The sequence below is a fragment of the Acinetobacter sp. YWS30-1 genome, from assembly GCF_033558715.1.
Classification (GTDB): Bacteria; Pseudomonadota; Gammaproteobacteria; order Pseudomonadales; family Moraxellaceae; genus Acinetobacter.
Window position 1 is genome coordinate 1,433,220 of record NZ_CP114606.1, and the last position, 20,232, is coordinate 1,453,451.

General features: G+C 41.3%; 20 protein-coding genes. 10 read left to right on the top strand and 10 right to left on the bottom strand.

Translation table 11 applies throughout. The features are described from left to right. The first annotated feature begins 157 nt into the window (after positions 1 to 157). The 5 genes from aspA to O4M77_RS06700 all read left to right on the top strand — a co-directional run bounded on the left by aspA (position 158) and on the right by O4M77_RS06700 (position 7,885). Positions 158 to 1,606 (top strand): aspartate ammonia-lyase, encoded by a 1,449-nt coding sequence (gene aspA, locus O4M77_RS06680; protein WP_179992326.1) that lies wholly within the window; start codon positions 158 to 160, stop codon positions 1,604 to 1,606. Positions 1,607 to 1,730: 124 nt separating this feature from the next. Continuing rightward, the gene (locus O4M77_RS06685) at positions 1,731 to 2,090 is read left to right on the top strand and encodes a hypothetical protein (RefSeq protein WP_166136640.1); all 360 of its coding nucleotides are present in this window, start codon (positions 1,731 to 1,733) and stop codon (positions 2,088 to 2,090) included. A gap of 124 nt (positions 2,091 to 2,214) precedes the next feature. Beyond that, positions 2,215 to 5,676, top strand: coding sequence for a transcription-repair coupling factor (gene mfd, locus O4M77_RS06690; RefSeq protein ID WP_323714039.1), 3,462 nt, complete (start codon positions 2,215 to 2,217; stop codon positions 5,674 to 5,676). A 226-nt stretch (positions 5,677 to 5,902) separates the two neighbouring features. Beyond that, on the top strand, positions 5,903 to 6,337 hold the full coding sequence (locus tag O4M77_RS06695) for an HIT domain-containing protein (RefSeq protein ID WP_004786072.1): 435 nt from the start codon (positions 5,903 to 5,905) through the stop codon (positions 6,335 to 6,337). 57 nt (positions 6,338 to 6,394) lie between these two features. Next, positions 6,395 to 7,885: an adenylate/guanylate cyclase domain-containing protein gene (locus O4M77_RS06700; protein WP_159122747.1), complete on the top strand. Its 1,491-nt coding sequence runs from the start codon at positions 6,395 to 6,397 to the stop codon at positions 7,883 to 7,885. 72 nt (positions 7,886 to 7,957) lie between these two features. On the opposite strand, the gene fdx is transcribed toward O4M77_RS06700, so the two are convergent. From fdx to O4M77_RS06740, 8 genes are all read right to left on the bottom strand, one after another. Beyond that, positions 7,958 to 8,296 (bottom strand): ISC system 2Fe-2S type ferredoxin, encoded by a 339-nt coding sequence (gene fdx, locus O4M77_RS06705; RefSeq protein ID WP_034702567.1) that lies wholly within the window; start codon positions 8,294 to 8,296, stop codon positions 7,958 to 7,960. A gap of 15 nt (positions 8,297 to 8,311) precedes the next feature. Beyond that, positions 8,312 to 10,171, bottom strand: a complete 1,860-nt coding sequence (hscA, locus tag O4M77_RS06710; protein ID WP_180068533.1) for a Fe-S protein assembly chaperone HscA — start codon at positions 10,169 to 10,171, stop codon at positions 8,312 to 8,314. A gap of 39 nt (positions 10,172 to 10,210) precedes the next feature. Beyond that, on the bottom strand, positions 10,211 to 10,726 hold the full coding sequence (gene hscB, locus O4M77_RS06715; RefSeq protein WP_104426170.1) for a Fe-S protein assembly co-chaperone HscB: 516 nt from the start codon (positions 10,724 to 10,726) through the stop codon (positions 10,211 to 10,213). A gap of 131 nt (positions 10,727 to 10,857) precedes the next feature. Beyond that, on the bottom strand, positions 10,858 to 11,178 hold the full coding sequence (gene iscA / locus O4M77_RS06720; protein WP_004786063.1) for an iron-sulfur cluster assembly protein IscA: 321 nt from the start codon (positions 11,176 to 11,178) through the stop codon (positions 10,858 to 10,860). Positions 11,179 to 11,214: 36 nt separating this feature from the next. Continuing rightward, entirely contained in the window at positions 11,215 to 11,601 is a 387-nt protein-coding gene (gene iscU, locus O4M77_RS06725) for a Fe-S cluster assembly scaffold IscU (RefSeq protein WP_180068535.1), read from the bottom strand. A 104-nt stretch (positions 11,602 to 11,705) separates the two neighbouring features. After that, positions 11,706 to 12,923: an IscS subfamily cysteine desulfurase gene (locus O4M77_RS06730; RefSeq protein WP_166136649.1), complete on the bottom strand. Its 1,218-nt coding sequence runs from the start codon at positions 12,921 to 12,923 to the stop codon at positions 11,706 to 11,708. Position 12,924: 1 nt separating this feature from the next. Further along, a complete protein-coding gene (locus O4M77_RS06735; RefSeq protein ID WP_179992330.1) occupies positions 12,925 to 13,398 on the bottom strand; it encodes an Rrf2 family transcriptional regulator in 474 nt (157 codons plus the stop codon). Positions 13,399 to 13,509: 111 nt separating this feature from the next. After that, positions 13,510 to 14,160 carry a hypothetical protein gene (locus O4M77_RS06740; protein ID WP_323714040.1) on the bottom strand — a complete coding sequence of 217 codons (651 nt, stop codon included), beginning with the start codon at positions 14,158 to 14,160 and terminating at the stop codon, positions 13,510 to 13,512. A 205-nt stretch (positions 14,161 to 14,365) separates the two neighbouring features. On the opposite strand from O4M77_RS06740, the gene O4M77_RS06745 reads away from it, so the two are divergent. The 3 genes from O4M77_RS06745 (at position 14,366) to O4M77_RS06755 (ending at position 17,271) form a co-directional block, all read left to right on the top strand. Next, positions 14,366 to 14,845: a phasin family protein gene (locus tag O4M77_RS06745; protein WP_323714041.1), complete on the top strand. Its 480-nt coding sequence runs from the start codon at positions 14,366 to 14,368 to the stop codon at positions 14,843 to 14,845. Between the two features lie 157 nt (positions 14,846 to 15,002). Continuing rightward, positions 15,003 to 15,275, top strand: a complete 273-nt coding sequence (locus O4M77_RS06750) for an HU family DNA-binding protein (RefSeq protein WP_004786051.1) — start codon at positions 15,003 to 15,005, stop codon at positions 15,273 to 15,275. A gap of 130 nt (positions 15,276 to 15,405) precedes the next feature. Beyond that, complete coding sequence (locus O4M77_RS06755) at positions 15,406 to 17,271, top strand: SurA N-terminal domain-containing protein (RefSeq protein ID WP_323714042.1); 1,866 nt, start codon at positions 15,406 to 15,408, stop codon at positions 17,269 to 17,271. Between the two features lie 113 nt (positions 17,272 to 17,384). Here O4M77_RS06755 and O4M77_RS06760 read toward each other — a convergent pair whose 3' ends face one another. Next, entirely contained in the window at positions 17,385 to 18,257 is an 873-nt protein-coding gene (locus O4M77_RS06760) for a DUF2797 domain-containing protein (RefSeq protein ID WP_323714043.1), read from the bottom strand. A gap of 35 nt (positions 18,258 to 18,292) precedes the next feature. Here O4M77_RS06760 and O4M77_RS06765 point away from each other — a divergent pair, with 35 nt between their 5' ends. Both O4M77_RS06765 and O4M77_RS06770 read left to right on the top strand, forming a co-directional pair. Then, positions 18,293 to 18,763 (top strand): DUF6231 family protein, encoded by a 471-nt coding sequence (locus O4M77_RS06765; protein WP_004786043.1) that lies wholly within the window; start codon positions 18,293 to 18,295, stop codon positions 18,761 to 18,763. A 113-nt stretch (positions 18,764 to 18,876) separates the two neighbouring features. Next, on the top strand, positions 18,877 to 19,551 hold the full coding sequence (locus O4M77_RS06770; RefSeq protein ID WP_179992334.1) for a YidB family protein: 675 nt from the start codon (positions 18,877 to 18,879) through the stop codon (positions 19,549 to 19,551). Positions 19,552 to 19,609: 58 nt separating this feature from the next. Here the strand turns inward: O4M77_RS06770 and O4M77_RS06775 are convergent, their stop codons facing one another. Continuing rightward, positions 19,610 to 20,230 (bottom strand): OB-fold-containig protein, encoded by a 621-nt coding sequence (locus tag O4M77_RS06775; RefSeq protein WP_323714044.1) that lies wholly within the window; start codon positions 20,228 to 20,230, stop codon positions 19,610 to 19,612. Positions 20,231 to 20,232 lie beyond the last annotated feature (2 nt).

The following is a 20,232-nucleotide window of genomic DNA, read 5'->3' on the forward strand; positions in this document are numbered from 1 at the left end:
TTTTAATTACACAATTTTACAAAAATAACAACAATCTCGAATTAGACATATTTTGTTTCAAATCCTGCTTAAATCACTTCTATTTGTTTTTAGGGCCTCTCTTCATAGTGAATGAATGCCATTCTGAATGGTGCATCATTGCTAAGAGTAATATGACATGGACAATATGTTGCAAATAGAATCAAGTCGAATTGAACAGGATTTATTGGGGAAAAAACAAATTCCCCAGCACAGCTATTATGGTATTCATACTTTGCGTGCGATTGAGAATTTTCAGATCTCAGGTCTGGCAGTAGGTCAGCAAGCACACTTTATTCGCGCATTGGCGCAAGTTAAAAAAGCAGCAGCACAAACGAATTTACATTTTCAGAAAATATCAGAACAACAAAGTAGTGCTATTCAACAAGCCTGTGATGAATTAATTCATCAACCTCAGGACTGGCAGGAGGCATTTCCGCTTGATCCTTATCAGGGTGGAGCTGGTACTTCTATCAATATGAATGCGAATGAGGTTATTGCAAATCGGGCGCTAGAATTGCTCGGGCATCGTAAAGGCGATTACCATATCCTGCATCCAAATGATCATGTGAATACTTCACAATCAACCAATGATGTCTATCCCACGGCACTACGTCTAGCGACTTATACACGTCTGGATGAACTGCTTCATGTACAAAAATCGTTGATTGATACTTTATATAGCAAGTCATCAGAGTTTCAATATGTGATCAAGATGGGGCGTACCCAGTTACAGGATGCAGTCCCAATGACTCTGGAACAGGAATTCCGTGCTTTCGCAACCTTATTAAAAGAAGACCTGAAGCTGATTGAGCAAATGCGTCAGTTATTGCTGGAAGTGAATCTGGGTGCGACCGCCATTGGAACCGGCGTGAATACTCCAGATGGTTATGCCAAACATGCAGTACAAACTTTAGCGAAAATTACTGGCCTACCTTTAAAAGGCGCGGAAGATTATGTCGAAGCGACCAGCGATTGCGGCGTGTTTATTATTCTATCAAGCAGCCTGAAACGTCTGGCTGTTAAATTATCCAAGATCTGTAATGACTTGCGTCTTTTAAGTTCTGGCCCGCGTACCGGTCTAGCGGAAATCCGTTTGCCAGAATTACAGGCGGGTTCTTCTATCATGCCAGCTAAGGTCAATCCGGTTATTCCAGAAGTAGTCAATCAGATTGCATTTCGTGTGATTGGTAATGACCTGACTGTGACAATGGCAGCAGAAGCAGGGCAATTACAGCTTAATGTTATGGAGCCGGTCATTGCAGTATCCTTAAATGAATCCATCCAATTATTAACTCAAGGTATGCAGACCCTACAACAAAAATGTATTGCCGGGATTCAGGCCAATGAACAGAACTGTTTAAATGCAGTGATGCGCAGTATCGGGATTATTACCTTACTGGAGCCACTTTTAGGTCATGCCACTTGTGATGAAATCGGTAAACAATGTATCCGTGAAAATAAAACTGTACCAGAAGTCGTGCTGGAACTGGGTTTATTGAGTGAAATTCAGCTGGATGAAATCTTTGCTTTTGAAAATCTGGTTTCAGAAGTCCCAATGATGAATCAATGGGAACAGGTATCCTGAAAGTTTAAGGATGAGTCCAATATAGACCCGTACTGATTTTAACCATTTGCCTCAAATTCCGCCTGTGGGTTTGAGGCATTTTCATCTAGACTATATCGATGACACAATGAATTGAGTGCATAGCATGTTTGATAAAATCAGCAACTTATTTAAATCAAATAAACCTGATCCGGCTCAGATTTTTCTGGAAGAGAATCATATCCAATATGTAGAAGGGATCGGCTATATTGTGGATGGGATTAATTTAAATGAGGAGCTGGGCGAGCGGCTGGAATATTTGTCTAACCGACGCATGAAAACTTTTGATGATTTAAAAGCGCTTTATTCGACTGCAATGATCATTAATGAAAAAATTGATCTGGAAATTGCCAATCAGCGTTTTAATGCAAGATTAGGAAATACTGAAGAAAACCTGCTGCAATTTAAAATGATTGTGAAAAAGTTAAATGACTATTATCGTAACTTTTTACGTGATAAAAAATAACTGAATCATAGGCTGATTTTATCCTATGCAGTCAATCTGTAACGACTGCATAAAAATAACGAAATAGCACCAGATCATCGTGATAGTATAAGCTTCATGTTGTTTAGACTTTAAAGCTATATACATGTTCCAACAAGAAATTTCCCAACTTAATTTACCCAAGCTCAAGGCAGGCGAGAAACGCTGGTTAGGCAATCTGCAAGGCTCGTCTACTGCATTATTGCTGAAAGAAATTATCAAGCAGCAGCAATCGCGCCTATTTGTCATTGTTGCGCGTAATAACCAGCATTTGGGTCAACTGGAAAGTGAACTGGAATTTTATGGGATTAAACCGACCATATTTCCAGACTGGGAAATTTTGCCTTATGACCGTCTGTCACCGCATCAGGATATCGTCTCTGAACGTCTGGCAATTTTATCTAATATGCCCCAAAGCGGCGTATTGTTGCTGGCAGCTTCTACATTGGCACAGCGTGTTGCACCTACTTCATGGGTGCTGGGTGAACACTTCGATATTCGAGTCGGGCAAAAGCTGGATCTGGAACAGCAAAAGAAAAAACTGATTCAGGCTGGTTATCATCTGGTCGATACCGTTTATGACCATGGCGAATTTGCAGTTCGCGGTAGCATTATCGATATATATGCTTCAGGTCAAGATGCACCGATCCGGATTGACCTGTTCGATGATGAAATTGAAACCCTGAAATTTTTTGATCCGGAAACGCAACGTACTACGCAAACTCTAGAACAATTTACCGTATTACCTGCACAAGAATTTCCACTGAAGGAGGGTCGTGCTACTTTCCGTGACCGTTATGCAGAATTTTTCCCCACAGCTAATCCAAAGAAAAATCCAATTTATCAGGATGTAATGGATGGCATTGCTTCACCGGGAATTGAGTTCTACCTGCCTTTATTCTTTAGTCATGAAGCGATGCAAGGGCAAAGTACCTTAATTTCGTATTTACCCAAGAATGGCATTGTCATTACAGATAAGGCGTTGGAGCAGAGTTTAGAACAGTTCTGGCAGGACGTAACTCGCCGTTATGAAGATCGCCGCCATAATATTGATCAGCCGATTCTGCCGCCTGAAGCACTGTTCTGTCCGACCAATCAGCTTTTAGAACAGCTAAATCAGTTTAGTCGCATCATTGCGGCACAAGAAGCTTTTGATGAGAAAGCCGGAGTGATTAATCTGGATACCCAGTTACCACCACGCTTGCCTGTTGATCCAAAACGTGAAAAGCCCTTTACCGAAGTCAAAAAATATATTGATGCGGCCGATCATCCGGTTTTACTGGTTGCTGAAAGTGCCGGTCGTCGTGAAACCTTAAAAGATGCGCTGCGCCCAAGTCTGGGCGATATTCCGACCGTAGAAAACTTTGATGCTTTTGTCGATTCTCTGCATGCGATTGCGATTACCAGTGCACCATTGGAACGTGGTCTGGTTCTGACAAATCGGATCAGTGTGATCTCGGAAAATCAGCTTTACGAACATCGTGTGGTCCAACGTCGTCGCAAGCGTCAGCAGGAAGTATCAGAAGAATTCCTGATCCGCAGTCTGACCGAGCTAAGCATTGGTGCACCAGTGGTACACATTGATTATGGTGTAGGACGTTATGCAGGCTTAATTACTTTAAGTATCGATGATCAGGACCATGAATTTCTGCAACTGGACTATGCTGAAGGCGCTAAAGTCTATGTGCCGGTGACTAACCTGCATCTGATCAGCCGCTATAGTGGTGGCGATCCAGATCTAGCACCTTTACATAAACTGGGTACAGATGCTTGGAATAAAGCCAAGCGTAAAGCTTTGGAACAGATTCATGATGTCGCAGCCGAGTTATTACATATTCAGGCACGTCGTTCATCTAAGCCGGGGATCAGTTTTGAGGTTGATCAAAGTCTGTATATGCAGTTTGCTAGCGGCTTTGCTTATGAAGAAACACCGGATCAGGCCAATGCGATTGAAGCCACACTATATGATATGCAACTGGCAAAACCAATGGACCGTCTGGTCTGTGGTGATGTCGGTTTTGGTAAAACTGAAGTCGCCATGCGGGCAGCCTTTGTCGCAGTTCAAAATAACCGTCAGGTTGCGGTATTAGTGCCTACCACTTTGCTGGCACAACAGCATTATGAATCTTTTAAAGACCGTTTTGCGGACTGGCCAGTTCGGATTGAGGTGCTTTCCCGTTTCGGTTCATCTAAAGCGCATACCAAAACGATTGAGGATTTAGCGGATGGCAAAGTCGATATTGTCATCGGCACCCATAAGCTTTTACAGGAAAATGTCCAGTTCCATAATCTGGGACTGATGATTGTCGATGAAGAACATCGTTTCGGGGTGCGTGATAAAGAACGTATTAAGGCCCTGCGTGCCGATGTGGATATGCTGACCCTAACAGCAACGCCAATTCCACGTACCTTAAATATGGCCTTTAGCGGAATGCGTGATCTGTCCATTATTGCAACACCACCAGCACGCCGTCTGGCTGTAAAAACTTTTGTGCAGGAACATACCAGCGACACTATTCGAGAGGCGATTCTGCGTGAATTACTGCGTGGTGGTCAGGTCTATTTCCTGCATAATGAAGTGGATACCATTGAACGTGCTGCAGAAAATATCCGAAATCTGGTGCCTGAAGCACGTGTCATTGTGGCACATGGTCAGATGCGTGAACGTGAGCTGGAGCAGGTAATGCAACAGTTCTACCACAAGGAATACAATGTCCTGGTGTGCTCGACCATTATTGAGACCGGGATTGATGTGCCGAATGCCAATACCATTATTATTGAGCGGGCAGATAAGCTTGGTCTTGCACAGTTACACCAGTTGCGTGGCCGGGTTGGGCGTTCGCATCACCAGGCCTATGCCTATCTGTTAGTGCCATCCCTAAAAGCCTTGAAAGGCGATGCAGAAAAACGTCTGGAAGCGATTCAACGTGCCTCGACTTTGGGTGCAGGCTTTATGCTGGCCACCGAAGATCTGGAAATTCGCGGTGCAGGTGAACTTCTAGGCGAGCAGCAAAGTGGTTCGATGCAGGCGATCGGTTATAGCCTGTATATGGAAATGCTGGAAAAGGCGACTAAAGCCATTCAAAAAGGTAAAACGCCGAATTTTGATGCACCCTTGTCTTTAACTGCGGAAATCAACCTGCATATGCCAGCCTTGATTCCGGACGATTATCTGGGTGATGTACATCAGCGCTTGCTGTTCTATAAACGCATCAGTAATACTGATACTCAGGAAAAACTCGATAATATCCGTATGGAACTGATTGACCGTTTTGGCATTCCGCCGCAACCGGTGAAACAGTTATTTGCTGTGCATCAGCTACGTCTTAAAGCTGAGCAGCTGGGCATTACCAAAATTGACATTGGTGGGCAGGGTGGCCATATCGAGTTTGCGCCAGATACACCAGTTCAAGCCATGAGTATTATCCAGATGATGCAGAAACATCCGACCTATTTCAGGATGGAAGGCGGTCAGCGATTAAAAGTGATGGTGATGCTGGAAGATTATCAAAAAAGAATCCAGTTCATCAGTGATTTATTGGATAGCCTATTAAAAGAGCTAAATTAATAGTTTTAGATTTTATAGAATGTGAATATTCACACTATATTTCATTTTTATAAATATAGTGTGAATATCAGCTTGTTTTCATATGAAATTATTTAAGCTAATAGTTTGCCGTTTTGTCCTTCACAATTCATACAAAATTGCCCTAAAGCGCCCGCTTACAATACTCAGCCGCAATTGTATATGGTAGTATTAGCCATCATTCTAATTTTGCATCATTTATAAAGATATGTTTAGTTTGCATCCACAACTTGCTCAAGATACGTTTTTTGTAGGCGACTTTCCTTTATCAACATGTCGTTTGATGAATGATATGCAATTTCCGTGGTTGATTCTGGTTCCGCGTGTACCAGGCATTACCGAATTATATGAATTGAGCCAAGCTGACCAAGAGCAGTTCTTACGTGAATCAAGCTGGTTATCGAGCCAGTTAGCGCGTGTATTTCGTGCCGACAAAATGAATGTCGCAGCTTTGGGCAATATGGTGCCGCAACTGCATTTTCATCATGTGGTTCGTTATCAAAATGATGTGGCATGGCCTAAGCCGGTATGGGGCACTCCAGCAGTTCCTTATAGCAGTGAAGTATTGGCACATATGCGTCAAACCTTGATGCTGGCTTTACGCGGTCAAGGGGATATGCCATTTGACTGGCGTATGGATTAAGCGTTGACATACATTTTATGGTCCATTCAGGATTTTGGACTTTAAGAGAGTAATTGAGTGCAATTAGACGACTGGATTCATCAGGAACCAAAACAGTTTGAATATTTCCATCGGATGATGGGATATATCATGCTGTCTCTGGTTCTGATCGTCTATCACTACACGGAACCGGACACCAATTACCAGATTTTTGTTCCGTTATTTCTGGCACTGGTTTTGGTGATCACACCGAAATTATCCCGGTGGATGATTTATAAATACGACTATAATTTAAAACGTAATTTCTTCTTTGTTCTAGATGTGATTATCGTATCGGTTGTACTTGCAGCTGTGCATCTGGATCTGGTGTTGTCTCTACTGGCAGTGGTCACATTGCTATATACCGCCATTAATAACAAGATTTCGTTCATGATGGTGTCACTGGCTGGCCTGATTGGCACCATGATCTTTTATCTGTCTACCATTGGCATTTTTGGGTTTACCAGCTATTTCAGTCCCACCAGTACGGAACTCACCGTACTAGGTTTCATCTGTTTGATTACTTATTTTGGTGTCGGAAATTTCTATCAAAGCGGTCGTATGCAATATATGACCCAAAAGAAAAATCATTATTTTGACCAGATGAACCGTTATATGGAATTTGCTAACCAGCTCAGCCGTTATGCGCCAGTGCAGTTATGGCAATCCATCATGAAAGGCGAGTCTGAAGCTAAGATCGAATACAAACGTAAAAAACTCACGATTTTCTTTTCGGATATTCAGGGATTTACAGAGCTTTCTGAAACTCTGATTCCGGATGATTTGGCTTTCCTGTTGAATGACTATTTAAGCCATATGACTGAAATCGCCAAGAAATATGAAGCAACGGTCGATAAGTTCATGGGGGATGCCATCCTGATCTTCTTTGGTGATCCGCATTCAGATGGTGTAGAGCAGGATGCTAAAAATTGTCTGGAAATGGCGATTTCAATGCGTCAGCAAATGAAATTACTACGCGAACGCTGGATTAAAATGGGTTATCCGCCATTACATATCCGTATGGGGATTTCGACCGGTTATTGTCACGTGGGGAACTATGGTGCCAATCACCGTATGGCCTATACCATTGTTGGTCGTGATGCTAATTTGGCTGCACGCTTACAAAGTGCTGCGGAAGTTGATGAAATCCTGATTTCTGAAGATACCCATAACCTGATCAAAAATGACTATCTATGTGCACCTAAAAAGCCAATTTTCCTGAAAGGGATTAAGGCACCGGTTCGCACTTGGCAAGTGATGGAAAAATATGCCTTCCAGAAAGTTGAATATCAGCGCTGGTTTGATTATGAGTATAAAGGCTTTCATTTACTGCTAAATCTGGATGAAGTACAAAACTATGATTATCCAGAGTTGTTGCATGTGCTAGAAAAAATGATTAAACGCATTCAAACCCAGCAGCAACTGACCAACTCTCAAGGAATTGTGAAATTAAAACTTGAAGATGAAGTCATTGAACCTTTATCTGCTGAAGAAGCATTTCGAGCAGCTGAACGATCAAAAGTCATCTAATTTTTATGATTTAAATAAATGATAAAGACCATAAAAAACCACGCTTAAGCGTGGTTTTTTGATTTCAGAATCTTAGTGATTTTCTGAAGCATGATTAATGGTATATTTTGGAATTTCAACTTCCAGATCTTCATCCACAATCTTCACTTGGCAAGACAGACGGGAATCAGGCTCTAAACCCCAAGCACGATCGAGCAGATCAGCTTCGACATCATTCATTTCTTCAAGGCTGTCGAAACCGCGACGAACAATTACGTGGCAAGTGGTACATGCACATGACATATCACACGCATGTTCAATCTTGATTCCGTTTTTCAGCATGCTTTCACATAGATTGGCATCTTGTTCAACTTCAAACTCAGCGCCTTCAGGGCAAATTTGCGCATGTGGAAGAACTTTAATACGTGGCATAGTCTTTACCTTAAATTAGTTTGAGTTTGACCAATCGTCGAGTTTAGTGCCTTTAAGGGCAGCATCAATATGTTGATTCATACGCAGAGCAGCAAATGCATCACTATGTATTTTAAGCTGTTCTACTGCATATTCAATGGCTTTGATATCTGTACCTTGTAGCTCGGACTCAAGTCGTGCTTGCGCAGCAGTCAGTTCTGCCAATTGCTGTTCATTCATCAATTGAGCATCTACTTTCAGTGCCTGAATCAGTGCTTCAAGTTCACGTTGTGCTTCCACCTTGGTTTCCTGCAGATGACGAAGATTTTTATCTTCTTCAGCAAACTGATAACCTTCTAACAGCAGACGCTCAGTATCTTCACTCGACAAGCCATAAGATGGTTTGATATCGATTTGTGCAGTCACACCTGAAGTCATTTCTTTGGCAGAAACGGTTAATAAGCCATCCGCATCCACTTGGAAAGTCACTTCAATACGTGCCTGACCTGCGGTCATTGGTGGAATACCATGCAGGACAAAACGGCCTAAGCTACGGCAATGTTCTACCAGATCACGTTCACCTTGTACCACATGAATCAGCATAGCGGTTTGGCCATCCTGATACGTTGTAAATTCCTGGCGACGTGCAACTGGAATTGCGGTATTGCGTGAAATCAGACGTTCAACCAGACCGCCCATGGTTTCCAGACCAAGAGAAAGTGGAGTCACATCTAATAATAATGATCCATCTTTGCTGTTACCAATGAGCTGATTCGCTGTAATTGAAGCACCAATCGCAACCACTTCATCCGGGTTAATGGTGCATAGAGGCTCTTGGTTAAACACATCACGTACTGCTTTTTGCACGGCGTACGAGCGGGTAGAACCACCTACAAGCACCACATTCTGAATATCATCAAGTTCCAGCTTGGCATCACGCATGACACGCTTACAAACGCTGATGGTTTTATCCAAAGCAACCTTGATGATTTCTTCAAAAGTCGGGCGATCTAAAGTCAGGCTTTGATCAAGCAGCTTTAATTCAACTGAGTCTGCATCAGATAATGCTTCTTTAGCTTTACGCGCAGCAGTAATGAAATGCGCATATTCAGCATCATCTAGGGTTTCGATATTAAGCTGTTTTTTAGCCCATTTTAAAATCAGACGATCCAGATCGTCACCACCTAGAGCAGTATGGCCACCAGTCGCTAATACTTCGAACACACCTTGAGAGAAACGCAGAATGGATACGTCAAAGGTACCGCCGCCCAAGTCATAAATCACATAGTTGCGATCTGTGCTCAAGTTGGTTTCCTGATCCAATCCATAAGCCACCGCAGCAGCTGTTGGTTCATTCAATAAACGCAGAACGTTTAAACCGGCCAGTTGCGCGGCATCACGTGTTGCCTGGCGTTGTGCTTCATCAAAGTATGCAGGAACCGTAATCACGGCACCATTAATCTCATTTTTTAAGCTGGCTTCAGCACGTTCTTTAAGCTGCTTTAAAATTTCCGCAGAAATCTCAACTGGCGTTTTACGTCCTTGCGCAGTTTCAAATGCCGGCATTTCATTCGCTTCGCCCACCAAGGCATAAGGATGCTGGAATTTAATATCTGCTTGGGAGCGACCCATAAAACGTTTTACGGATACAATCGTATTTTTAGGATCGGTGGTAATAAAAGGTTTGGCATCATCGCCATATTCAGTGCTTTGTGCTGCATAATGAACGATAGAAGGAAGTAACACACGACCTTGTTCATCTTTGAGTACTTTGGCTTGACCTGAAAGAACCGTGGCAACCAAAGAGTGGGTGGTGCCTAAATCGATACCAATCGCAATGCGGTGTTCATGTGGTGCACTTGATTGACCTGGTTCTGCAATCTGCAAGAGAGCCATAGTGTTACATCCTTTGCACGTTAAAATTAAATAGAAAAATTAAAATTCATCATCAAGATCAAAGCTGTCATCATCCAGGAAACGGTCTTCCGCTTTGTCGATGTCTGCCATGACTTTAACAAAGAAACGCAGTTTACGCACGGTATCGCGAGCTTCACTCCAGTCTTCATCTTCATAGTCGATTTTGAACTCACGAACCAGACCATCAATCCATTGCTGAACTTCAACTTTCAGAGAAGAAAGATCTTCAGCCGATGAGGCTTCATCTAATTGTTCGCGAATTTCCAGCGCATCCTGAAGAAATTCAAAATCGCTAATAGACTGATCCAGATGATAGTCTTGTTTTTTTAAAGACAGTAAATAAGCTGCACGGCTATCAACCGCTGACAAAGCCTTGAATGCCTGGTTGATCTCGCTTGATTTAATCAAAGCCTGATCTTTATCTTCAGCTTTATCGGGGTGATATTGTTGCTGCAACTTTAAAAACTCTGCTTTTAAAGTGGCTAAATCAATATCGAGTGCTACAGGAAGATTGAACAACTCAAAATGATTCATGGGAGATAGAGTCCGCGATTAATATGCAAAAATGATTAAACTTGATGACAATTAAAATAACTGCCTAAATGCAATTAAAACAGTGTATTTCACACTGTTTTAATGCTGAAAAAAGAGAATTATTGCTGCAATCAGACAGTGAATGACTCACCACAACCACATTCGCCTTTTTTATTTGGATTATTAAATTCGAAGCCTTCGTTCAAGCCGTTTTTCACGTAGTCCATTTCTAGACCTTCGAGATAAACCAGACTTTTTGGGTCTACGAAAACTTTAACACCAAACTGTTCAAAGACCTGGTCATGAGTATCGACTTCGTCGACAAACTCAAGAACATAAGCAAGACCAGAACAGCCTGAAGTTTTCACACCAACACGAATGCCTTCACCCTTACCGCGACTTTTGAGGTAATTGCTGATATGAGTTGCTGCATTTTCAGTTAAGTGGATCATGAAAACTCCGTGAATCTTTCTTCAAAAAACGAATGATTAAACTTTAGACTTCTTGTTACGGTAGTCTTCAACAGCCGCTTTAATTGCATCTTCAGCCAGTACAGAGCAGTGCACTTTTACTGGTGGAAGAGCCAATTCATTTGCGATATCAATGTTTTTGATCGCTTGTGCTTGGTCTAAGGTTTTACCTTTTAACCATTCAGTCACTAATGAACTTGATGCAATTGCAGAACCGCAACCATAAGTTTTAAAACGTGCTTCTTCAATCACGCCTTCATCATTTACTTGGATCTGTAAACGCATTACGTCACCACAAGCAGGTGCACCGACCATACCAGTACCAACGTTTTCTGCATTTTTGTCTAAAACACCAACGTTACGTGGGTTTTCGTAATGATCAATTACTTTTTCGCTATAAGCCATGTTGCTTCTCCAAAACTCGGGGTCAGCCTTAATATAAATATGGGGATTAAAAATTTTTTATCAATGAGATAGCAGTGTAAATACAGCTATCTCAGAGTCAAAAATTAGTGCTCAGCCCATTCAACTGTAGAAAGGTCGATACCTTCTTTGTACATATCCCAAAGCGGAGAAAGTTCACGTAATTTCTCAACAGCAGCTTTAGTGATATTTAAAACGTGATCGATATCTTCTTCAGTGGTGTACTTACCAAAGCTGAAGCGGATCGAACTGTGTGCAAGCTCATCAGAAAGACCTAATGCACGAAGTACATAAGATGGTTCAAGTGTTGCAGATGTACATGCTGAACCTGAAGATACGGCTGCATCTTTCAGTGCCATCATCAATGATTCACCTTCAACAAAATTGAAACTTACGTTTAAGTAGTTTGCAACGTTTTGAGTTGGGTGACCGTTCAGGAATACCTGTTCAAGACCTTGTAAGCCATTCCAAAGCTTGTCACGAAGGACACGTAAACGAGCTTGTTCAGACTGTAAATTTTTGCCTGCAAGTTCAAATGCTTCACCCATACCAACGATCTGGTGAGTTGCAAGAGTACCTGAACGCATACCACGTTCATGACCGCCACCATGCATTTGTGCTTTTAGACGTACACGTGGTGAACGACGTACGAACAGGGCACCAATACCTTTAGGACCATAGATTTTATGTGCAGAGAAGCTCATCAAATCGACTTTCAATTGAGAAAGATCGATTTCAACTTTACCCGCAGCCTGTGCAGCATCAACGTGGAAGAAAATCTTTTTCGCACGGGTGATTTCACCAATCGCAGCAACATCAGTTGTCGTACCGATTTCGTTGTTTACCATCATCAGGGAAACAAGAATGGTGTCTGGACGGATTGCTGCTTCAACCATTTCTGGAGTAATTAAGCCAGTTTTTGGTTGCGGCTCAAGATAAGTAATCTCAAAACCTTCAGACTCAAGCTCACGACATGTATCCAAAATTGCTTTATGTTCAATTTTAGAAGTGATGATGTGTTTGCCTTTAGATGCATAGAACTGAGCCACACCTTTCAATGCAAGGTTGTCAGATTCAGTCGCACCTGAAGTCCATACGATTTCACGCGGATCAGCTTTTACTAAATTCGCCACTTGTTCACGGGCGTATTCAACTTTTTCTTCCGCTTGCCAGCCATAAGCATGTGAACGAGATGCTGCATTACCGAAGGTGCCTTCGAAAGTTAAGCATTCCATCATACGTTCTGCAACTTGAGGATCTACCGGAGTTGTTGCTGCATAGTCAAGATAAATCGGACGTTTCATGTCAAATACCTGTAACCGATAAAAGGGCTGAATCAATGTTTGCTGAATTTTGGCGTAATGACACAGTTTGTACGTTGTCACGAGCTACAAGGTCAGCAAGGGTGATTTTTGCGAGATAATCGGCAATGTGGTGGGAGAGTTCTTGCCATAAATCATGAGTCAAGCACATCGCGCCATTTTGGCAGTTGCCTTTATGGTCACAGCGAGTCGCATCAACTGTTTCGTTTACAGCTTCAATAATTGCTAACACAGTAATTTCATCTGCGCTGCGTGCTAAATGATATCCACCATTGGCACCGCGAACACTCGAAACTAGACCATAACGTTTTAGTTTCGCAAATAACTGCTCGAGATAGGCAACAGAAATAGTTTGACGTGCTGCAATTTCAGCAAGCGTGATCGTTTGTTCAGATGGCTGCAAAGCTAAATCAAGTAGAGCAGTCACTGCGTAGCGACCGCGAGTGGTTAGGCGCATGATTCGATACACATGGTTAGACTAGATGTGTAGATTTTATGAATCCCGACTAAATTAGTCAAGTTATTTTTGTGAATGGCGAGCGTATTTAATTTTCTGAAAATGAAAGAATTACGCGCTGATCCAATTATACACTAATAACGCAATCAAAAGCACTGTGATTATACTAAAGACCATATTGATCCGCTTTTGACGGCGTTCCATACGTTTAATGCGGTTGCGATACTGTTTAACTTCAACTTGCAGGCTATTAATTTTAGAACGCTGATCTTCAATTTTCTTTAATAAAGGCGCAATACGTTTTCTTGATGAAACAATATCGGTCTCATCTGCCGGTGGTTCAGATAACCAGTGTTTCCAGTCGGACAATACTTTAGGTAAGGCAAATAAAGTCAGTAAATCACGGAACTCGTCTTTTAAAACCTGATTGCCATCAATACGCATCGCACGAATGCTTCTGCGATTGCCAAAGATAAAGATCTTAATCAGATCCATTAAAGTAGTGCGAACATCCAGATCAATAACTCTGCCTGGTGCTTTATAGTCAAATAACAGCCCGTCTTTGGTAAACTGGACATAGAAATCAAAATATGGAATATAACTATTGATTTTTATTGTAATATTCTCATCTACAAACCTCTTCGCCTGAAGAGCAACAACACGGTCATGTTTGAGAATGAACGTGAATATTGTTTCTAAAACGATTAAAGTCATCGTAAGCAACAAATGTGGTTGATTTTGACTTTGTTGCGATTCACTCATATATACAACCAATCCTTACCTGAAAATTAAAATGAAAAAGCATCCTGCTGAGTAAAAGATTTCAGGGTTAAATCAAATTAGACTTGAAATAAAGTGCTTTGTAGAACAGTTTAGCAAATCTATCAAGCCCTAAATTTGCTATTATGCGGTGATTTTGTAGATAATTTTATGATATTTGCATAGAAAATAAGCAGGAGTCGTGTACATGGATAAAACAAAAACGACACAAGATACAGATCAGGAATTGATTGAAAAACCAGTGAAGAGTAAGTCAAAGTCTGCTTCAGAGCGACGTTCAATGCTGGACTTTCGTAAATATACTAAGCAGATCTGGTTGGCTGGCCTTGGGGCATTTTCCCGGGCAGAGGAAGAAGGCAATAAACTGTTTGACTCGCTGGTCAAGGTCGGAGAAGAGCTAGAATCCAAAACACTCGATATTGCAGATCAAACTGTGGAAAAAGTCTCCGAAAAAGCACGCGAATCTGTGACAGATACCAAAGATAAGGTTGAAAAACTGATCGACAACTCTGTTCATCATTCCTTGAATCGTATAGGATTAGTCACACTGAAGGATGTACAACATCTGGAGCGTTTAATTCTTCAGTTGCATGCCAAGGTTGATGAATTGACCTTGCAGCAAGAAAAAATACAGAAAGAATTATTGGAAAAAATACACACAAAATGATTTTCTTCATAATTCAATGTTTTTTTCGCATATATTTTGAAAAAAAAGAGGTTTATAAGTATTGCGTTTATACCTAAAGCATTGCTATAAAGGCGTTATGGTAGTTTAAACAAATTCTTGGACCTTAAATAAACGATATTAAGAGGACGTAGTTTTCATGAATAAATCAGAATTAATTGATGCAATTGCAGAGAAAGGGGGATTATCTAAGGCTGACGCAGGTAAAGCTTTAGATGCTACAATTGCTTCTGTTACTGAAGCTTTAAAAGCGGGTGATACAGTAACTCTAGTTGGTTTCGGTACTTTCGGCGTTAAAGAGCGTGCTGCACGTACTGGCCGTAATCCACAAACTGGTGCTACTCTTGAAATTAAAGCAAGCAAAGTACCTAGCTTCAAAGCAGGTAAAGGCTTAAAAGACGCTGTTGCTTAAGCTGCTTCAATCCTAAAACGCGCCTTCTTTGGCGCGTTTTTTATTGATAGATTTAATTGTTTTGATTAACACATTCATTCAATGGGTTTTTTCGGTTAAAATCCTCTGCAAATAAAATATTGGAATACTTATGGAATCTTTTCGTAAAGTTATTAAGGGTTGGTTGGGCAAGGTCTTGCTCGTTCTGTTTTTAACCCCTTTAGCGCTTGTAGGTATTGAAGGATATTTTAGCGGCGGGAATTCTGATGCAGCAAAATCAGTCAATGGAACTGATATCTCTAAACAAGAATTAGAGTCACTGACAAAATCATTCAAACAACAATACTTAAGTTATGCCAATGGTGATGAAACCTTATTAAATCAAAGCTTCATCGATCAAAAAGCGATGGATACCCTGGTTGCGCGTACATTGCTCTTGCAACAGGCTGAAAAACTCGGGATTAGCCTGAGTGACCAACAAATTGCACAAATGATTTCTCAGCAACCTTCTTTCCAGGAGAATGGCAAATTTTCTAATGCTTTATATGAAAATTACCTGAAATCAATCGGCATGACTAACAATGCTTTAGTAGAAAGTTTACGTAAAGATCATGCACTGAAAATGCTGTCTTCTACTTTTATGGATTATCCACTGGTCAGTCCGGTTGAGATGCAGCAAATTGCAGATCTGCAAACTGAACAGCGTCATATTCATATCGCTAGCGTGAATCTGGACAGCTATAAAAAAGCAGTAAAAGTATCAGAAGCTGATATTGCAGCATATTATGAAAAGCACAAATCCCAGTTCAAGCAACCGACTAGCGTTGATGTGGATTATGTGGTGATCAAGCCGAGCAATATTGATACTGCCAATGTAGCCGTCACTGATGCAGAATTGCAGGAAGCTTATAATAAATTTGTGGCTGACCAGAAGCAGAATGTGAAACCAGAGGTTAAACATATTCTAGTGACTGCAGATAGCCGTAGCGATGCTGAAGCCAAAAAACTGGCAAACGAAATTGCAGCTAAAATCAAAGCTGGTACCACTTTTGCACAAGCAGCAGCTCAATACTCTGAAGATCCTGAATCTAAATCTAAAGGTGGTGCTATCGCTGTCTATGAAAAAGGCGTGTTCGGTACTACATTTGATCAGACTGTTGCATCTTTAAAATCTGGTCAAGTTTCAGCGCCTGTTAAAACGGATTATGGCTACCATATTATTTCAGTCCAACTGCCTGATGTAGCAGTTCCATCGTTTGAATCTCAAAAAGCACGTTTATCTGAAGAAGTATTGGCAGCGAAAAAATCTAATGCATTCTCTGATACGGTAAACAGTCTGAATGACATGGTCGTAAGTGCGGACTCGCTGGATGTTGTTGCTCAGGAAGTGAAGGGCGTTCAGGTTCAGAAAGCAAATGGTGTGACCCTTGCGACACGTGATCCATTGCTAAGTGATGCGGCTGTCAAAGTTAAACTGTTTAATGATGACGTGAAAAATGGCGACCGTAATGCATCTTCAAGCATTCAGTTAGCCAATGGTGATGTGGCTTGGGTAAAAGTTCGCAATTATCATGCAGCGGGTGAGCAGACACTGGCAGAAGCTAAACCAGCAGTAAAAGCTAAACTGATTCAAGATAAGGCATTTGCTGCGGCCAAAGCTGAAGTTCAAACTGCATTGAATGAGTTTAAAACCAAGCCTGCAGCATCAGTTACGAAAGGTAAACTGGTATTTGAAGATGCAGGCATCTATACACGCGCAGAAGGTCTGCTTAAGCGTGATGTACAACGTGCAGCATTTAGCGTACCAGCGCCTAAAGCAGGTCACTGGTCAGTAACGACAGCAAATATGCCAAATGAATTGGTGGTTGTGGCAGTTTCTGAAGTGAAGAAAAATCCGATCGATGTTTTAAGTGCAGAGCAACGTAGTGAACTAGTGAAATTGTATCAACAGCTTCGTGGTCAACAAGAATTTGATGACTATACGCGTTACTTAAAATCTCACGCAAAAATCAAATAAGATTTGATTGTAAAAAAACCAGCCTGAGGGCTGGTTTTTTTATTTTCTTAAGTAAGAAATAATATCCAAAAATAAGAAGAGAGCATACAGCTCTCTTCTGAAATCAGGTCATTTTATTCCGCCCGGAAAATCAGCTCATAACCTGTATATTTACGGATATTAATCACGCCAGTATCCAGAATCAGATATTGGCCTTTAATCCCTTGTAGTTTGCCTCGGATCACTGGGGTTTTGTCCAGATTGTGAGATTTGATTTTCTCTGGATATTGCTCTACCGGATAGATGAACTCGCGCGGTAATTCCTTATCCAAAACCTCAATATTCTCATTAAACTGCAAATTCTGATTAAACTCTTCACGGATAGTTTGGATTTTCGGTGCAAATTCTTCAATCAGCTGATCGCGAACCTCAATCAGATTTAAAGGTTCCGCTTCACCTTTGAGTAATTTACGCCAGTCGGTTTTATCTGCGACCTGACTACCAAACATCACTTCCAGTTTACCGGAAAGACGGCGAGAACCCACTTTCATGATAGGAAGGGCTTGAGTTGCACCTTGATCCAGCCAACGAGTCGGCATTTGATTAATACGGGTGATTCCGACTTTCAATGCACTAGAATTGGCCAGATAAACAATATGTGGCTGGAAGCAGACATTCTGTGCAAACTCATCTTCCCGGCAAGTACCTAAATGATAATGGCAGGTTTCCGGTTTCATGATACACATATCACATGACGCTTTAGTTTTAAAACATTTAAAACAGTGGCCTTGTGAGAATGATTTAGAAGTTTTTTTGCCGCAAGAAACACAATAGATATTTCCTGTCCATTCAATCTCGATTTCCTGACCTAACTGGAATGGAAGGTTAATTTCTGATCCATCTAATATTAATTTGTATTCAACATTTGCCCGCTGGGTATTTTGATCAGTTACACTAAGGTCTGTAAGACCGACGTGCATTTTATGGCAAATGCCCTGAAGTTCCATAAAAAATTACTCACTTAAATCATAAGGATGCAGTCATGGCTGAACAGAATGTCATCACTTCAATGCTAGACGACTTCGCCAAAGAACAGCCAATTCATACTGCTATTTGTATCGGGCAGGATTTAACCCAATCTCAGTTTCAGCAATCTATTCAATGGCACTATTTTAACGTATCTGAGGTTTTAAATCTGCCTTTTCAACAGCGTTATGACCTGGCAGTAGTGATGCTGGATACTCCTGAAACCTTAGCATTGTCAGAACAGCAGAAGAGTCAAATTCTGGTTAAAATGCGTGATTTATTTGCAAAACGTCTGGTTGTGGTGAGTCGCTTGCAGGATGAAAAACTGCTCAGGTCTTTAGGTCTGACCCAGTTGATTGACAAGACGGTTCATGGGGCGGATTTTGCACTCTGGCAATTCAATATTTTAACTTATAAACATGTGCCAGACTGGTTTAACTCTAAATTCTGGGCTAACCCTGAAAACTGGGATAAATATCGCTGGTAAAATTGGAAAGCTAGGAAGGACTTATATCAGTATTGCAAATATTAACAAAATCCTGCATGGAAAATATGAACTCACACTCTATTCTGTAGAGAAGGCGTATACAGGAATGAGTTATGACCAATCTTAGTAGTATTGTAGAAATGCTGGCCAAGCAAGCTTTAGGAAATAACCAAGCTCAATCCCAGCAGCGTTCATCCCAGCAAGGGGGATTGGCAGATATTCTTGGATCAGTATTGGGTCATATCAATAATGCTAATCAGCAAAACCAGAATCAAAATCAGCAGCATCAAAACTCACAACAGCAAAACAAGCAAAATGGCCTAGGTGCAATTTTAGGTTCTGTACTCAGCCAGCTCGGCGGTGGGAGCCAATCTTCCGCTCGACCAAGTTCTGGACTGGGTGGCAGTTCAACAACAAAGACTTTATTGATTGCTGTCTTGCCACTGGTCTTGGCCTGGATTCAGAAACAGGGCGGTTTGCAAGGAGCATTGGATAAGCTCAAAGGACAAGGTTTAAATAGCCAGGTTGATGACTGGGTCTCTACTGGCCCGGGTGAAAATGCCAATGTTGATCCGCAGCAGGTGCAAAACCTGTTTGATGATCAGGAAGTGGAACAGGTCGCAGAACAGACCCATGTGCCTAAACAGGATGTCTATAGTGCCATTTCTCAGGTCTTGCCGCAGATTATTGATTCACTGACACCACAAGGTGAGCAAACCAGCAAGCAGGAAGCCAATAATGATATTCAGAATGTATTGAATATGGTCTCAGGCTTGTTTAAAAAATAAATCTATCTATCCAATAAAAAATCCCGACTTTTAGCCGGGATTTTTTCTATTGAATTCTTTAAGCTTCTTCCAGATTCAAGCTAAAGAGTCGGTTGGATTTACAGATCTTCTTGGCCACATAATGCGATTTTCTAAGACGGATTAAAATAATCTGAGACTGAAATTCCAGTTCGCCAAATTCAGGTTCAACCTGAACATAGTGTAACTGACCATACTCATCCCGAACTCGTGCTTGGGCAGAAAAGCCAGGACGGGCATTACCGCTTGAAATTGTAGCTAAACGGCCTAATAGGTTTACATCATTCTTTTTATATTTAGGTGGAATAACCTGATCCAGACAATGAATCATAAATACGGTAAAGAAAATCGCAATGATCAATGCCGGTAGAATGATGTAATAGGCAGGTAAGAAATGATATTCCTGTGAATAGATCAGAAACTGAAGAAAATAGCCGGAAAAGCTAAAATTCATCAGGAAGAAAAAAACAATCAGGGTTTTGGAGAATTTAACATTCAGCCATTCAACATTCTGAAAGTCATACGGAGAAATGCGTTTCAGGAGTTGACTGGGTTTAAGCTTAAAATAGAAGGCAACTGTTTTTGCCATGCCAAGCAGAATGATGAACAATAAACTGAGATGAAATGGCATCAGGTTATAGTCAAGTAAAAACTCAGGCATGG

Coding starts and splice junctions, on each gene's coding strand:
- aspA (WP_179992326.1), top strand. CDS start 158: ATGGACAATATGTTGCAAATAGAATCAAGTCGAATTGAACAGGATTTA.
- O4M77_RS06685 (WP_166136640.1), top strand. CDS start 1,731: ATGTTTGATAAAATCAGCAACTTATTTAAATCAAATAAACCTGATCCG.
- mfd (WP_323714039.1), top strand. CDS start 2,215: ATGTTCCAACAAGAAATTTCCCAACTTAATTTACCCAAGCTCAAGGCA.
- O4M77_RS06695 (WP_004786072.1), top strand. CDS start 5,903: ATGTTTAGTTTGCATCCACAACTTGCTCAAGATACGTTTTTTGTAGGC.
- fdx (WP_034702567.1), bottom strand. CDS start 8,296: ATGCCACGTATTAAAGTTCTTCCACATGCGCAAATTTGCCCTGAAGGC.
- hscA (WP_180068533.1), bottom strand. CDS start 10,171: ATGGCTCTCTTGCAGATTGCAGAACCAGGTCAATCAAGTGCACCACAT.
- hscB (WP_104426170.1), bottom strand. CDS start 10,726: ATGAATCATTTTGAGTTGTTCAATCTTCCTGTAGCACTCGATATTGAT.
- iscA (WP_004786063.1), bottom strand. CDS start 11,178: ATGATCCACTTAACTGAAAATGCAGCAACTCATATCAGCAATTACCTC.
- iscU (WP_180068535.1), bottom strand. CDS start 11,601: ATGGCTTATAGCGAAAAAGTAATTGATCATTACGAAAACCCACGTAAC.
- O4M77_RS06730 (WP_166136649.1), bottom strand. CDS start 12,923: ATGAAACGTCCGATTTATCTTGACTATGCAGCAACAACTCCGGTAGAT.
- O4M77_RS06735 (WP_179992330.1), bottom strand. CDS start 13,398: ATGCGCCTAACCACTCGCGGTCGCTACGCAGTGACTGCTCTACTTGAT.
- O4M77_RS06740 (WP_323714040.1), bottom strand. CDS start 14,160: ATGAGTGAATCGCAACAAAGTCAAAATCAACCACATTTGTTGCTTACG.
- O4M77_RS06745 (WP_323714041.1), top strand. CDS start 14,366: ATGGATAAAACAAAAACGACACAAGATACAGATCAGGAATTGATTGAA.
- O4M77_RS06750 (WP_004786051.1), top strand. CDS start 15,003: ATGAATAAATCAGAATTAATTGATGCAATTGCAGAGAAAGGGGGATTA.
- O4M77_RS06755 (WP_323714042.1), top strand. CDS start 15,406: ATGGAATCTTTTCGTAAAGTTATTAAGGGTTGGTTGGGCAAGGTCTTG.
- O4M77_RS06760 (WP_323714043.1), bottom strand. CDS start 18,257: ATGGAACTTCAGGGCATTTGCCATAAAATGCACGTCGGTCTTACAGAC.
- O4M77_RS06765 (WP_004786043.1), top strand. CDS start 18,293: ATGGCTGAACAGAATGTCATCACTTCAATGCTAGACGACTTCGCCAAA.
- O4M77_RS06770 (WP_179992334.1), top strand. CDS start 18,877: ATGACCAATCTTAGTAGTATTGTAGAAATGCTGGCCAAGCAAGCTTTA.
- O4M77_RS06775 (WP_323714044.1), bottom strand. CDS start 20,230: ATGCCTGAGTTTTTACTTGACTATAACCTGATGCCATTTCATCTCAGT.